The organism is Pedobacter sp. L105, from assembly GCF_009765875.1.
Classification (GTDB): domain Bacteria; phylum Bacteroidota; class Bacteroidia; order Sphingobacteriales; family Sphingobacteriaceae; genus Pedobacter.
In genome coordinates this window covers 59,833-73,294 of record NZ_LMUP01000002.1, presented here as the reverse complement: position 1 = coordinate 73,294, position 13,462 = coordinate 59,833, and the positions used below count along the sequence as shown (strand labels likewise).

At 40.2% G+C, this 13,462-nt stretch carries 12 protein-coding genes; 4 read left to right on the top strand and 8 right to left on the bottom strand.

Annotated elements, in window-relative coordinates; all coding sequences use genetic code 11:
* Nucleotides 1-53: 53 nt before the first annotated feature.
* The gene (locus GSQ84_RS01540; protein ID WP_158795493.1) at nt 54-608 is read right to left on the bottom strand and encodes an RNA polymerase sigma factor; all 555 of its coding nucleotides are present in this window, start codon (nt 606-608) and stop codon (nt 54-56) included.
* A 347-nt stretch (nt 609-955) separates the two neighbouring features.
* On the opposite strand from GSQ84_RS01540, the gene GSQ84_RS01535 reads away from it, so the two are divergent.
* Nucleotides 956-1,147, top strand: a complete 192-nt coding sequence (locus tag GSQ84_RS01535; RefSeq protein WP_158795492.1) for a hypothetical protein — start codon at nt 956-958, stop codon at nt 1,145-1,147.
* A gap of 51 nt (nt 1,148-1,198) precedes the next feature.
* Complete coding sequence (locus GSQ84_RS01530; RefSeq protein WP_158795491.1) at nt 1,199-1,732, top strand: DUF1003 domain-containing protein; 534 nt, start codon at nt 1,199-1,201, stop codon at nt 1,730-1,732.
* 76 nt (nt 1,733-1,808) lie between these two features.
* Here the strand turns inward: GSQ84_RS01530 and GSQ84_RS01525 are convergent, their stop codons facing one another.
* From GSQ84_RS01525 to GSQ84_RS01510, 4 genes are all read right to left on the bottom strand, one after another.
* Nucleotides 1,809-2,285 carry a BLUF domain-containing protein gene (locus tag GSQ84_RS01525; RefSeq protein WP_158795490.1) on the bottom strand — a complete coding sequence of 159 codons (477 nt, stop codon included), beginning with the start codon at nt 2,283-2,285 and terminating at the stop codon, nt 1,809-1,811.
* A gap of 133 nt (nt 2,286-2,418) precedes the next feature.
* Nucleotides 2,419-4,023, bottom strand: a complete 1,605-nt coding sequence (locus tag GSQ84_RS01520; RefSeq protein WP_254070758.1) for a response regulator — start codon at nt 4,021-4,023, stop codon at nt 2,419-2,421.
* Nucleotides 4,024-4,381: 358 nt separating this feature from the next.
* On the bottom strand, nt 4,382-7,309 hold the full coding sequence (locus GSQ84_RS01515) for an ATP-binding protein (protein ID WP_158795489.1): 2,928 nt from the start codon (nt 7,307-7,309) through the stop codon (nt 4,382-4,384).
* A 137-nt stretch (nt 7,310-7,446) separates the two neighbouring features.
* Nucleotides 7,447-8,571: a GAF domain-containing protein gene (locus GSQ84_RS01510; protein ID WP_158795488.1), complete on the bottom strand. Its 1,125-nt coding sequence runs from the start codon at nt 8,569-8,571 to the stop codon at nt 7,447-7,449.
* 238 nt (nt 8,572-8,809) lie between these two features.
* Between GSQ84_RS01510 and GSQ84_RS01505 the strand changes: the two genes are divergently transcribed.
* Entirely contained in the window at nt 8,810-9,604 is a 795-nt protein-coding gene (locus tag GSQ84_RS01505; RefSeq protein ID WP_158795487.1) for an SDR family oxidoreductase, read from the top strand.
* 97 nt (nt 9,605-9,701) lie between these two features.
* Here GSQ84_RS01505 and GSQ84_RS01500 read toward each other — a convergent pair whose 3' ends face one another.
* Nucleotides 9,702-10,445, bottom strand: a complete 744-nt coding sequence (locus GSQ84_RS01500; protein ID WP_158795486.1) for an SRPBCC family protein — start codon at nt 10,443-10,445, stop codon at nt 9,702-9,704.
* A gap of 68 nt (nt 10,446-10,513) precedes the next feature.
* Nucleotides 10,514-11,398, bottom strand: a complete 885-nt coding sequence (locus GSQ84_RS01495) for a LysR family transcriptional regulator (protein WP_158795485.1) — start codon at nt 11,396-11,398, stop codon at nt 10,514-10,516.
* A gap of 101 nt (nt 11,399-11,499) precedes the next feature.
* On the opposite strand from GSQ84_RS01495, the gene GSQ84_RS01490 reads away from it, so the two are divergent.
* Nucleotides 11,500-12,468: an alpha/beta fold hydrolase gene (locus tag GSQ84_RS01490; protein WP_158795484.1), complete on the top strand. Its 969-nt coding sequence runs from the start codon at nt 11,500-11,502 to the stop codon at nt 12,466-12,468.
* Nucleotides 12,469-12,558: 90 nt separating this feature from the next.
* Here GSQ84_RS01490 and GSQ84_RS01485 read toward each other — a convergent pair whose 3' ends face one another.
* Nucleotides 12,559-13,461 (bottom strand): Nif3-like dinuclear metal center hexameric protein, encoded by a 903-nt coding sequence (locus GSQ84_RS01485; RefSeq protein ID WP_158795483.1) that lies wholly within the window; start codon nt 13,459-13,461, stop codon nt 12,559-12,561.
* Nucleotide 13,462: the final 1 nt, after the last annotated feature.

Sequence of the window (13,462 nt, the reverse complement as noted above, 5' to 3'; positions counted from 1 at the left end):
TCCCGCTGTTTTGTACCATTAATTCAAAACCTCGTTTATAACCACTTTATGGCTTAATTGTTTATTTCAAGCCCGCTAAAATCTTCTACATATTTATCTATTCCCCGATTGTATATTTTAAGACTTTTCTTTAGAAGTTGCCTGGCAATATGAATTCTGGTTTTCACGGTTCCTATAGGTATATGAAACTCTTCTGCAATTTCCTGGTATTTAAAGCCTTCCACATACCTGTTGAAGGGAGCCGAGTAAACAGGGCTAATATTTTTTAGTGCTTTATTGATATCTTCACCTATAAACTGATCTTCTGCCAGATTTTGGGGTGCACTTTTCAGCAGATGTAATGAGGTCAGGTCTTCGTGGGTTTGCACCACCTTATTTTTTGCCTCGCTCATCCTATAATTGTTGATGAAGGTATTTTTCATAATGGTATATAACCAGGCGCGAAGGTTAGTTCCTTCTTTATACATACCGGCATAACGGATGGCTCTAAGCATGGTATCCTGAACCAGGTCGCTTGCGTCTTCATGGTTACGGGTAAACTTAACTGCAAAGGAATAAAGAGATGATTCGTGTGTGCAGATTTGTGAATTGATAGAATTAGTGATCATAGGTAGATGGTTTATAAATAAGGTGTTGCAATCTGCGTTCCATACTCTTAATGATTTATTTCTGTAAGATAAATACCAATTAAAAGCTTTTGAGCGTATTTTTACGTTGAGGTTTCCCGAAAGGATAATTTCTAAAAATTTAGTTTTTCTAGTGAAAATTCTATTCCGATTAATAGCAATTAAAGCCAGTGAGATCAACTCTTGCTGTAAATTAGCAGTTAACTTGTTGCCTGCATCCCGCACGTTTAATTGTTAAAAGGGTATTGCGTCATTTGCATCACGTATTTTTACGGTAAACTAAAATCAAATTCCGTTGTTGATAGTGTATAATTTAATACAACCACCTTATGGAAAACCAGGAATCAAACAGCCATAAAACAGCTCATACTGAGGTATCACCAGCGCAGGGCAATTTGCCGGGTAGTGATCAGCAAAAAAAACAGGCAGATCAGACAGAGCGTACAGCACATAATACCGGCGATGAACATATGAGAATTGATGAGGAAGGAACAGAAATAGACGCAGATGATCAGGCTTAAACTGTTATTTAAATAGTAGCTTAATCAGTTATCCAAAGTACTTCTAAAAAGATGAGCTTAATCAAAGAACAGTTAGATACGCTTTCCCCCTCAGATCCAAAGCTCAAGTCTTCCCTGGATTTCACAAAGACGGTTAAAGACCACGTGTCTTTATTTATTATAAAGATATTAGGAAGCATGGTTTTCCTTTTAGTGTGCCTGATTGTTTTTTCGGTTTGGATAACGTGGAATTTAAATCTTATCCCTCATCTTAAACCTTTTGATCCCTTTCCCTTTCCCATTTTGGAAATGGCAGTATCGTTATTTGCCATTGTACTGTCGGTTTCTGTTCTGATCAACCAGAACAGACAGGGAAAGATTGAAACGATCAGACAACGGGTGGATTTTGAGGTAAACGTAAGGGCAGAGCAGGAGATTACGAAAATGCTGACGATGATACATGAGATCCACCAGCATATGGGTTTGGAAAGTAAGTTAGACCGCCAGCTAGAGGAAATGAAAGCAGAGACGGATATCAAAGAAATTCATAAAGCGGTTGATGAAATTGAAACAGACGATGAGACTTATCCTTCCAGTTCGCTGTAAATTTCTATTCCAATTTGATTACCCGAATTAAGGAAGGGCCGTTTGCTAAAATATTCTTGTTTTTAAAATAAACCTCTTATAACTTGCTTTTACTCATTTCATAAAACGATTTCATAAAATTTAAGGCAAAATTAGACTGTTGTATATCTGACTTTTCCAAGAGGGAATCGTCCAGTTCAAAGAATCCGGGTATAGTTTTATACTCAGCCAGATCCAGCGACCTGAAGCCCATATCCCAGCTTTCAAAACTTCTGCTGGCAGCTGTTCCTTTTCTTAATAACATGAGGTCATAATGCCTTTCATCTGATCGGATAGCTTTGAAAGTTTCCATCACGTCAGTTTCTGCCCCTTCTAAGATCTGAATGAAACGTCCCTCAGTTTCTTCGGCAGTACGGCCTCCCACTAAACTTAAAAAGCATCCCTGGACATAAAGCAGCATTCCTGTGATGTCATGATCGTGGTTCCAGTCGCGCGATGTTTTTAATATTTTTACCAGATCCTGGTCAGATAGCAGATTTGTTGCCTTGCTGATATAAATTAAATAGAATGACATAGCTGGTTATTTGTTAAGCTATACAGTTTTCAGGGTGAAAAGGTTTGTCTGGATACTATCCGATCTTATAGAAGTTTAAATGAACATTAAATTGATCAGGTCATCAGCTCATCTGAACTGTTAGCCTGATCAATTATTTTTTATCTGTAAGATTAGCGATTTTATCATGAAGGGATTGCGGGTCAAAAGGTTTTTCAATAAAATCATTTACTCCGGCATCCCTGGCTTCTTTTTTCTCGTGATCGATTACAGAAGCGGAGAATGAAATAATTGGAATGTCTTTTTTAGCATCCAACAGTTCTTTTCTGATCTTCCGGGTAGCTTCATTACCATTCATTACGGGCATATGAATATCCATCAAAATTAAGTTGTAATTTTTAAGTTTTAATTTTTCAAAAGCTTCGAGACCATTTTCAGCAACATCTACGGTGATATTCCAGCTTTTTAGAATGTTAATGGCCACAAATTGGTTGATGAGATTGTCTTCTGCCAGCAGGATACAGATATCATTAAACTTAGACAGCATTTGCACTTTATCTTTCGGCTGCGCTAAAGAATTGTTAATTGCTGCCAGCTCAAATCGTTTTTTAAAGGTAAAAGCTGTTCCCTTTCCCATTTCGCTTTCAACCTTAATTTCGCCATCCATCAATTCGATTAATCGTTTTACTATGGATAGCCCTAATCCTGTACCACCAAATTTTTGCCATGTTTTGTCTTCTATCTGCTCAAACCGGTCAAATATATGATCAATGGAAACAGCTGGAATTCCGATACCCGTATCTTTTACCTGGATTTCCAAAACCACATCATGATCGCTTTTTTCGATTACCTGAAGGCTAATGGCAATGTTTCCTGCCGTGGTGAATTTGATGGAATTGTTGATTAAATTGATTAAAATCTGGTTGAGACGCAGTGCATCCCCAATGATCATTTCCGGAGTTTCTTTATCTATAGAACAGGTTAGAATTAAGCCCTTTTCAAGTGCCATAGGTGTAGTCAGATCAGAAATGGTTTGTACCAAATTAACGATGTTGACTTTGTCATTGACGATGTTGATCTTGCCGGCATCTATCTGAGAACTCTCTAATATGTCATTAACGATTCCTAATAATGATTTGGAAGAGTAATCCATCAGTTTGATCATTTCCTGCTGATCGGTATTAATAGGAGAGTCTTTTAACAAATGCGTGATGCCAATGATGGCATTGAGCGGGGTGCGTATTTCATGACTCATATTAGCGAGGAAGTTTTCTTTCACCACCTTATTTTCTTCTGCTTCTTCTACAGCCTTAAATAGCTCTAGCTGATAGGTCTCTAATTCTTTATTTTTATCCCGGATTTCCCTCTGGTAATTTACGATAGCTATCAATGAATTTACTTTTGCTGTAGTAATATATAGGTCGAGTGGTTTGAATAAATAGTCCACAGCCCCTTTAGTGAGGCCCCTTACCACATCTTCGGTGCTCATTGAATATCCCGTCATTAAGATGACCATGATATTGTCTGTTAATGAATTGCTTTTTATCAGATCAAGTAACTCAAATCCGCTCATGTAGGGCATTTTGATATCAATTAACGCAATAGAGATATCGGAATTCATACAGATATCCATTACATTTTTTGGATCGCTGGTCGTATATATTTTTATATTGTCTTTTTCTAAAGCAGATTCCAGAACCATTAGATTATCAGTACTGTCGTCTACGAGGAGGATGTTAATTGTTTTATTTCTTGACATAAAGATTTTTATTTGATCAATTTCTTCAGGCTGATCTTTATTGTGGTGCATGGTTAACAATCAGAATTCGGTTACGTGCTTCATCAACTGGTTTCAGCTATAACAACATGGAGGCCGGTAAGTTTTGCTATTAGATGAATAGATGCTGTTCATTTTTAAGGCACAACTGATCCGGCTGTGGTTCTTCAGTTTTCTTAACCTGTTGTAAAATATACAGTTAAGACTGGAAAATGTCCGGGCAATAATGAGATGGTTTTTTAATAGCCACTTTCAATATCAGTTCGATTGAATGCCGGCCAGCAGGAATAATCGTTAAATGTTTTCCAGAATCTGTAAATTCAGATGAATTATGTGGTACTTATAAGGGCAGCGTAAACCAAAAAGTACTTCCTTTACCCAACTCACTGTCTACACCGATCTCTCCATCATGGCGTTTAATGATTTCTGCACTGATGTACAAGCCAAGGCCCAGACCGGAATATTGAAAACCACTGTAATCTGCCCGGTAATACCTGCCAAATAAATGGCCCACTTTTTCTGGCGGGATGCCAGGGCCGGTATCTTTTACGGATATTTTTACCATCTGGCCAAATTTTTCAATGATGAGGTAGATCTTTGTAGACAGAGGGGCATACTTCACCGCATTGTTTACAAAATTTACCACTACCTGGTCAATACGGTCCTGGTCTGCAAATACCTGTAGCTCCCTGTCGCCCTCTAAGATCAATTCATAATGCCCCGCCGACCGCACATGGTTGCAGCAGCCATCCAGCATTTCGGAAACGGTAAATGTTTTTTTATTTAAAGGAATTTGTCCGTCTGATAATAAGTTTACATTGAGGAAGTTATCAATCAGTCCATTAACTTTGTCCATGCTTTTATTGGCCTGCTCGATCAGATCGGATAACACTTCTTTCGGTGCCCTGTCCTTCATCCGCCTAAGTAGCTGTATAGAGCCTTTCAGGGTGGTGATCGGTGTTTTTAGCTCATGGCTGGCCACACTGATAAAATCATCTTTTCGCTGTTCTTCTAATTTACGGTCGGTGATATCCATGATGATCCCGGAGAAGTGCGCCGGTTTGTTCCCATCATCAAAAAACATTTTGCCGGTGACCCTTAGCCATTTGCGCTGTTTGGATACCAGGCTGTTAATTGGGTATTCTATATCGCAGGATTCATATAAAACCAGGCCTTTGGTAACAGTTGTATGTATCAGCTCATGGTAGTCGGGGTCTACTGCCTCCATTGCTTCTGAGAAAGACACTTCTTTATCTAATGGTACCCCAAAGAGCTGCTTGGAGCGTTCGGAAAGGGTTAGATGACTGCGTTCCGGATCTACACTCCAGGTGCCCAGGTTGGCGGAATCTATAGCCTGACGAAACTGCTGCTGCGCAGTTTCAATCCGCTGTTTGGCTTTTACTTCTTCAGTTACTACGTTAACTACTACCATGATACTGTTGGTTTGTCCATCAGGCCCCTTTATAGGATGATAAACAAAGTTGGAATAAACTTCTTCGAGGGTACCTTTTACTTCGAGGAAAGCCATTACTTCGGTGCCAATAAAAGGCTCGCCGGTAATATATACTTTATCCATCCAGGCCAGAAAGTCCTGTCCCTGTAGTTCTGGCAGGGCCAGGTGCAAAGGCTGGCCAATGATCTTGCTGGATTTGCCCCAGATTTCCAGGATTTTTTTATTTGCCGCTTCGATGACCAATTCCCTTCCTTTCATCACTGCAATAGCTATCGGCGCATCTTCCAGCAGGTAGCGCAGCCTGGCTTCACTCTCCGCAACTTCGCTGAGGGTTTTTACCAGGTCTTCCTGTGTTTGGTATAACTGTTCATTTACACCAGTCATTTTTTCATTGATTGCCGCCAGCTGATCATTTAACAGTTGCTGCTCTTTTGCTCCTTGTTCCAGTAATTGACCTGCCTTAACCTGTTCGGTGATATCCATGACTACACCAGAAAAAACAGTGTAATCGCCATGGCTGTCGGGGGTGACTTTACCCATTGATCTTAACCAGATCAATTCATTATTATCAAAGCGGCGTTGAGTGTAAGTGATATCGTAGTCTCCTCCATGGCTTATGGCTTCTTCAATCTGATCAAGCAGTTGATCGCGGTAATCTTCTGTAACCTGTCCGATCGCATCAGCGTAGGTCATCAGGCCAGGGCCTTCATAACCATACAATTCAGCCAGCATGGTATTGTAATGCAGGGCCTTTGTTTCGGGATCAATATTCCAGGACCCCATTTTTGCAGCATTTACGGCGAGGTGTAACTGACGGTTGATCCTATCGATGTTTTGTTTTGACAAGATCCTTTCCGTTACGTCTTCTATGATAGCTAAAATTCCTGTAGTCAGGTTCTGCTCATTTTTTATGGGCTGATAAATAATGTTAAAATATCCGTGGGTGAGTACTTCGCCCTCATATATCGGGACTTTCAACTCATTTTCTTTAAAAGGATTTCCAGAGCGGTAAACCTCTTTCAGGGTATTGATAAATGAGTTTGCTTCCGGTCTTACAAGAATATAAGGTTTGCCGATAATGTCCCTGGATTTGTTCCAGAGCTTTAACATGTGGTCATTAACCAGGTCGATGATGAGGTCGGGGCCAGTAAGTACATAAAAGCCCAGCGGAGATTGTTCAAAGATGTTCTTGAGCTTTAAGTTACTTGCCACCAGTTCCCGGGTACGTCTCACTACCCTTTGTTCCAGTTCTTTATTCAACAAGGTTAGTTTTTCCTGGGCTTCCAGCAGATCTTCATTGGAAGTTAGTAATTCCTCATTGGCGGTCATCAGTTCTTCGTTGATGGTGAGTATCTCTTCATTGAGGTGGTGCTCTCTTACTTTTGCTTCTTCAATGGACTGCTGTTTAAGGATTTCTTCTGTAATATTATTAGTTGTGAGAAGCAGGTATTCCGGTTTTCCATCATTTCCTGTAACGGGTACAATTTCCAGCTGCCACCAGCTTAATACAATTCCTGTTCCATCTGCAGCGGGGATGTCGTAATGAAAAGGGGGCATGTGGACAGTCTGATTGGTTTCTGTCGCCTTGACCAGGGCTGTCAGTAATATCTCCCCGCCGTTGTCTCCCGCATCCTTTGGATCAAATGCCTGCCATAAAAATAGACCTGTAATATCTTTATGCTTGGTATTGGTTACTTCTTTATAAGCATCATTGAAATTGATAATCGTAAAATCAGGTGCGTCTGCCTTTAAAATAACCCGTGGAACAGGGCTATTAAAAAGAGCTTTGAAAAAGATATCTTCGAATGAAAGCATTGGCAAACAGTTGGTCAGGACTAAAGATAAAATTTAGAACAGCTTTTTTATAAAAAATGTTATAAATTGGCGTGATATTTCAAATATCTACCTTTAAATCAATTTATTGCTGCAAACGCTTAATTGTTAAGCGTTGATTACTCATAGGTTTTACTCAGCATGATCACCTCTAATATCTTTTCGTCGAGCTCTTGCACAGCTCGCTCCATTTGTAACAGGGATTCCAGATCGGGCAGGTAATTATCTGCTTTGATGAGCTGCATGATTCCTTTTATGGAGGCGACTGGCTTTCTGAATTCGTGCGATTGCATATGCGCTATTTTTAACAGCGACTGGTTTTGTTTTAATATTTTTAATTCATGATTTTTACGTTCATTGATATTCACACAGTTAACAGATACGCCTGTCACTTGTTTTTCTTTCCCCAGCATAGGTGCAAAAGTGATTTTCCACCAGATCTCCCCAAGATTTATGTACTCTAAACTAAGCTCCTCCTGAATCCTGTTCCCATCAAGTGCCTCCATGAAATTTTTATAGAAATTCTCCCGGTAAGCTGGAGAAAGAAAATCTGAAAAGACACTATCCAGCTGCAAATTCCCTTTATCGATGTCACTGATGAAATTGGCCATTGCCTCGTTAAAATCAAGCACAACCATATGTTTATCAAGCAGTACATAACAGGAAGTAAAACTCTCAAAAAAAGACCTTAGCTTAAGATCTGTTTTTTCCGTTTTGTCCTTTTGCTTTTGTATCTCCAGGAAATGTTCGTTTAGCAAATCTAAACTGAGTTCTAGTTCCAGCAGGTGAGATGCCTGCCGGGAAAGCGTTTCCATGATCTTAAGCTGCTTTTCTGAAAGTTTGTTAATCTTGCGGTCATAAACACATAAACTCCCAATATGGAAACCATCTCTGGATGTGAGAGGTGTACCCGCGTAAAATTTAATACCATTTTTTCCTTTTACCCATTTCATGTTTTTAAAGCGGGCGTCTTTAGTGGTGTCTTCTACCTGGAGCGTTTTTCCTTCATGGACCATGAGGGAGCAAAAAGATTCTTTTCTGGACGTTTTATCAATTAGCGCACCTACTTTATGTTTTATCAATTGATGATCATTATCTATTAAGGTGATCATGGCAATTGGCATCTGACAAATTTCGGCTAAAATTTCAACGATGTCATGAAGCTCTCTTTCTCTTGACAAATAAATGCCTTTATATCTCTCTACGGCTTCAATTCTTAACTTCTCTTTACTGTCGTCTATCATGTATTTTACATTAGGTAACATGCCGATGGATCACTCATCAAATGTTTTATAATAGTTATTGAATATAAAAATTTATTCAGTTATAACTGGTAACATTATCATAAATTTTATTTGATTATAGAAGTACGATTAACGATTGTGTATTTGTAGAAATACAGATGGCCCTATTTTCATTTTTAGCAAACTTTAAATAAACAGGGATGTTAATTTTTGATCTTAATATTAAAACCTAAAAAACATGAGCAATGCAAAACAATATGTACTCATCACTGGCGCAACAAGCGGGATAGGGTATGAGCTGGCAAAACTTTTTGCCAAAGACAAGTATAACCTGGTTATTGTGGGACGTAACCAGCAGGAGCTTGATAACAAAGCTATAGAGTTTACCCAGGTGGGCTTAGCAGTGACCACTTTCTGCAAAGACCTGTTTGATAAAGAGGAAGCTTTTTCCCTGTATGCAGAAATAAAAAGCAGGGGAATTGAGATCGATGTGCTGGTTAACGCCGCAGGACAAGGGCTTTACGGGGAGTTTAAAGATACTGATATTGACCGTGAGCTGTCTATCATCGATCTGAACATTTCATCACTGGTGATCCTTACTAAATTATTCCTTAAAGATATGCTCAGCAGGGATTCTGGCAAAATCCTGAACCTGGCCTCCGTAGCCAGCAAAATTCCGGGACCATGGCAATCTGTTTATCATGGTACAAAAGCATTTGTCCTTTCATTTACAGAAGCGATCAGGGAAGAAGTAAAAGATACAGGCGTTACCATTACGGCACTGATGCCTGGCCCTACAGATACTGATTTCTTTAATAAGGCTGAAATGCAGGATAGCAAAGTTGTACATGATAAAAATGCACTGGCAGATCCGGCTGATGTAGCAAAGGATGGATATGAAGCCCTGATGGCTGGACAGGATAAAGTTGTTTCCGGGTTCAAAAATAAGGTGCAGGTAGGTATCAGTAATTTAATCCCTGATAGTGTGGTAGCCCATCAAACCTACGAACAGCAGAAACCTGTGCAGGAGTAAAATTAAATGATAAAAAGCAATCATCGGGTAATGTGCCATAATTTTCTAACATTTCCGGGCATTACCTAATGATTGCTTTTTTTACTAGAGCCAGGTATTACATTTGCGGCATCACATCCAGTCCTGCGTATTGTTTAAAATCAGCTTCTTCCACATAGTGTTTGAAGTTCTGGATATCTTGTTTGATCATTTTCTCAAATCCGCCGTTGAATAAAGAAACGAGACCTCTGCCAATGCTGCCAGCAGGAGGAAAGTAATTGATTTCGATATGCAGTTCCGTTCCGGTTTCATTGAGCGTATCACTAAATTCTATTTTACCAGCATTGTCTATTTTGGAACCTTTCATCGATTGCCAGCCCAGGTATTCACCTTCTTTTTCGCGGGTGATCTCCGCATTCCAGCTGAGGTCAATCAGATTACCAGGTGTATTAGCTACCCATTGTGAATATTTTCCGCGTTCTTCAACACTTTTAAGGTGGGTCATGAATTTTGGAAGGTTAGCCAGCTCTCTCCAGAATTGATATACTTTTTCGCGTGGTGCATTTACCGTAATATTTTCGGTGATATTTATGGCCTGCGGATCTGTGGTGTCTTTGCCGATCATCCGGTAAACAGGGCATACTCCGGTGGCACCCCGATATAGTAAAAGACAACCTGTAGCTGCTCCCTGTAATCCCAGGAAAGGATGGCTACCTATATTTTTTAAGCCTTTATATAATAAGTAAGTTCCTGAAGCAAGTGAAAGCATGCGTTCTCCTGCATCAATATTCTGGTCTTCAGACTTGCTGAAGTTGAGTTGTTTTAATCCGCTCAGGATTTCTTTCGTTAATTCGTTGCTCATGTGTTTTTTGATAGATGTATTGGAGCAACAGCAGGATTTTATGAATGTTTTATTTTTTCTGCCATTAACTAAACCAGCTCATGATTTATCTCTTTAGGGCTATACATTTCCAGAAAGGCCTTTAATGCCCTCGACTGAGGAACGTTTTTGCGAAAAATGATTACTGTATTTAAGGTGCCCAGCTCTTTATTGATTGCAAAGGTTTTGAGCTTTCGGCTGGCATAATACTGATTCACCAGACCGGCCGGCAAAATAGTGAAACCGATGCCTGCTTCAACAAAGTTGATGATCCCTTCCAGGGAGTTGAGCACGGTGCTTTTGTAATTGATAATGCCCTTTGAGCTCAGCCACGACTCCAGTCGCGATCTGTAGATGCAACCCTGGTCAAACACAACGATTTTGACGGGTTTGTTTTCCAGAGCATGTTTAAGGCTGGTTTGTGCTTCGGAAGTTACGATCACCAGCTGATCCTCTTTAACCTGATGTTGTTCCAGCCCGGGCAGGGTAATAGGGGCGGCCACAAAAGCAGCATCCAGTTTGTAATTCATTACATTAGTTACCAGGTCGCCTGAGTTTGCCGACTGGAATTCAAGTTCAATATCGGGATAAGCATCGGTGAACTGGTTAATCATCCCCGGAACGTTTAAAGCCATTGTAGTTTCAATACAGCCAATCTTCAGCTGACCCAGCAGCTGGGTTGTTTTTGAAAGGTCTTTTTTTGCTTCTTCTACCAAATGACTGATCTGTTTGCAATAGTACATCAGTGTTTCGCCGGCTGCGGTAAGCTCTACTTTCCTGGAAGTCCTGGTAAACAAATGGATATTAAACTCATCTTCAAGACTTTTTATACGTGCGGTAACGTTAGATTGTACAGTGAACATGGCTTCGGCAGCTTTAGTAAAACTCCCGTTAGCAGCTACGGCTTCGAATATTTTAAGATCATTGGTGTTCATAAGCTTCTTTTGTAATCATTAATAGTGATTCATTGAATCAATATTAATCGTTTTTAATGATTAAATATAGTGTCTATTTTTGATATTAACAAATCGACAAAATGAAACACATATTATTAACTGCTGTACTGGCAGGAGCAATGACGCTTAATTTACCGGTATCGGCACAGCAATCACATCAACAATTAAAACAACAGATCATGAAAGATTATCCAGTTCATTACCGCACTACTCAAGTTAAAGGTTTAAAATTATTTTATCGTGAAGCCGGACCGGCTGATGCCCCGGTAATTCTGTTGCTGCACGGTTATCCTACTTCCTCATTCATGTACAGGAATCTGATTCCTGAACTGAGTGCACATTATCATGTGATTGCACCCGATCTGCCCGGCTTTGGTTTTTCTGATGCCCCGGGTCGTGATCAGTTTTCTTATACATTCGATAACCTGACGAACAGTATACAGGGCTTTGTTGACGAACTAGGCTTAAAACGCTTTGCCGTTTATATTTTCGATTATGGTGCCCCGGTTGGTTTAAGGTTAGCGTTGGCCAATCCTGAAAAGATCACCGGTATCATTTCACAAAATGGCAATGCTTATGTAGAAGGCCTAAGCACAGGATGGAACCCGATACAAAAATATTGGAAAGACCCTTCTGATGAAAACAGGAATGCATTGAGGGATTTTGTTGCTGTAAAAGCCACTAAGTTCCAGTATCAGGAAGGAATGGATGACCTGTCACTGATAGCACCGGAGACCTATACCCTGGACCAGCATTTTCTGGACCGTCCTGAAAACGTGGAGATACAATTGGACCTGCTGAAAGATTACGCGACCAATGTAGCGCTGTATCCAAAGTTCCAGGCTTATTTCAGGGAGTACCAGCCCAAATTACTGGCGGTTTGGGGCAATAAAGATCCGTACTTTTTACCGGCAGGAGCAGAGGCTTATAAAAAAGATATTCCTGATGCCACGGTTAAGTTTTATGATGCCGGACATTTTGCACTGGAGACCCATGCAAAGGAAATTGGCGATGATGTACTGACTTTTTTAGGCGGATTACCAAAGTAGTTGCCAGAGGTTAATGATTGATAAACCCGCTCAGCCAGTTATCGGGGTTGAGCGGGTTTTTTCAGGAATTTCTTATCCTCATTTACCATATTATACCCATTTAAAAGGGCTTTCCGAAGCAATATGAGTAATTGGCATGCCTGGTAATTTAGGCTTAAGCCATTCTACCAGGTATTCCATACCGGGTTCTTCACTTACAGCATGGCCCAGCACAATTAAAGAGATGTTTGCGCCAAATAAACGGTCGTCCCTGATATATTCTGCCGTTTCCCATTCCTGCAATTCTCCAACGATGATCACGTCGGGGCTTTGTGTTTCCAGGATGTGCATCTGGTTTTGACCACCCCAGGCACCAGGCAGTACAGAAATGCGGCTGCATCGCTGAGAAAGGTCACCAATGACACGCAACTTTTCTATATTAAGTTTTTGTTTCAGCTGGTCTACGATATTTTGCAGGCTAATTTGTGGCAATACCAATGGTTCTTCACGTGATTTGAACCAGGGAAGCCAGCCCATCTTTTTCATAAAGCCATATTGTATGCCATCTGGTTTGTTGGCATGCCACTGATCATGAAAGCGCCAAACGGTAATACCATATTTTGCCAGTAAAGCCTGTTTCTTTTTTACCAGTGAATTTTCTTTTACAAAGTTAATATTGTCTTCATGGTTGTAAAAGGTAGGTTCATGCGCAATGATAAAATTGGCATTTAATTTTGCAGCCTGCTTTATCACCGTTACTGTGGTAAACATGGTGGTTATTATACCTGTCACCACCATATCTTTACTTCCGCTTTTTAAGGTGTCTACCGTTTGTTTAAAAGGGGCTCCCGGAATATCTTTTAAAATGATATTCATGACCATTTCTACAGTGTAGATATTTGTGTTATCCAAAATGGACGCTGCGGCTGAAGTGAAAGGCGTTTGAAGGATGGCCAGGGCGCCCATTCCCTTCAATGTATGGGTTAAAAAGTAGCGGCGAGAGTTTTTCTCCATA

Bases quoted from the DNA above. Each gene is read 5' to 3' on its own strand.
- GSQ84_RS01540 (WP_158795493.1), bottom strand. From the start codon at position 608: ATGATCACTAATTCTATCAATTCACAAATCTGCACACACGAATCATCT.
- GSQ84_RS01535 (WP_158795492.1), top strand. From the start codon at position 956: ATGGAAAACCAGGAATCAAACAGCCATAAAACAGCTCATACTGAGGTA.
- GSQ84_RS01530 (WP_158795491.1), top strand. From the start codon at position 1,199: ATGAGCTTAATCAAAGAACAGTTAGATACGCTTTCCCCCTCAGATCCA.
- GSQ84_RS01525 (WP_158795490.1), bottom strand. From the start codon at position 2,285: ATGTCATTCTATTTAATTTATATCAGCAAGGCAACAAATCTGCTATCT.
- GSQ84_RS01520 (WP_254070758.1), bottom strand. From the start codon at position 4,023: ATGTCAAGAAATAAAACAATTAACATCCTCCTCGTAGACGACAGTACT.
- GSQ84_RS01515 (WP_158795489.1), bottom strand. From the start codon at position 7,309: ATGCTTTCATTCGAAGATATCTTTTTCAAAGCTCTTTTTAATAGCCCT.
- GSQ84_RS01510 (WP_158795488.1), bottom strand. From the start codon at position 8,571: ATGATAGACGACAGTAAAGAGAAGTTAAGAATTGAAGCCGTAGAGAGA.
- GSQ84_RS01505 (WP_158795487.1), top strand. From the start codon at position 8,810: ATGAGCAATGCAAAACAATATGTACTCATCACTGGCGCAACAAGCGGG.
- GSQ84_RS01500 (WP_158795486.1), bottom strand. From the start codon at position 10,445: ATGAGCAACGAATTAACGAAAGAAATCCTGAGCGGATTAAAACAACTC.
- GSQ84_RS01495 (WP_158795485.1), bottom strand. From the start codon at position 11,398: ATGAACACCAATGATCTTAAAATATTCGAAGCCGTAGCTGCTAACGGG.
- GSQ84_RS01490 (WP_158795484.1), top strand. From the start codon at position 11,500: ATGAAACACATATTATTAACTGCTGTACTGGCAGGAGCAATGACGCTT.
- GSQ84_RS01485 (WP_158795483.1), bottom strand. From the start codon at position 13,461: ATGGAGAAAAACTCTCGCCGCTACTTTTTAACCCATACATTGAAGGGA.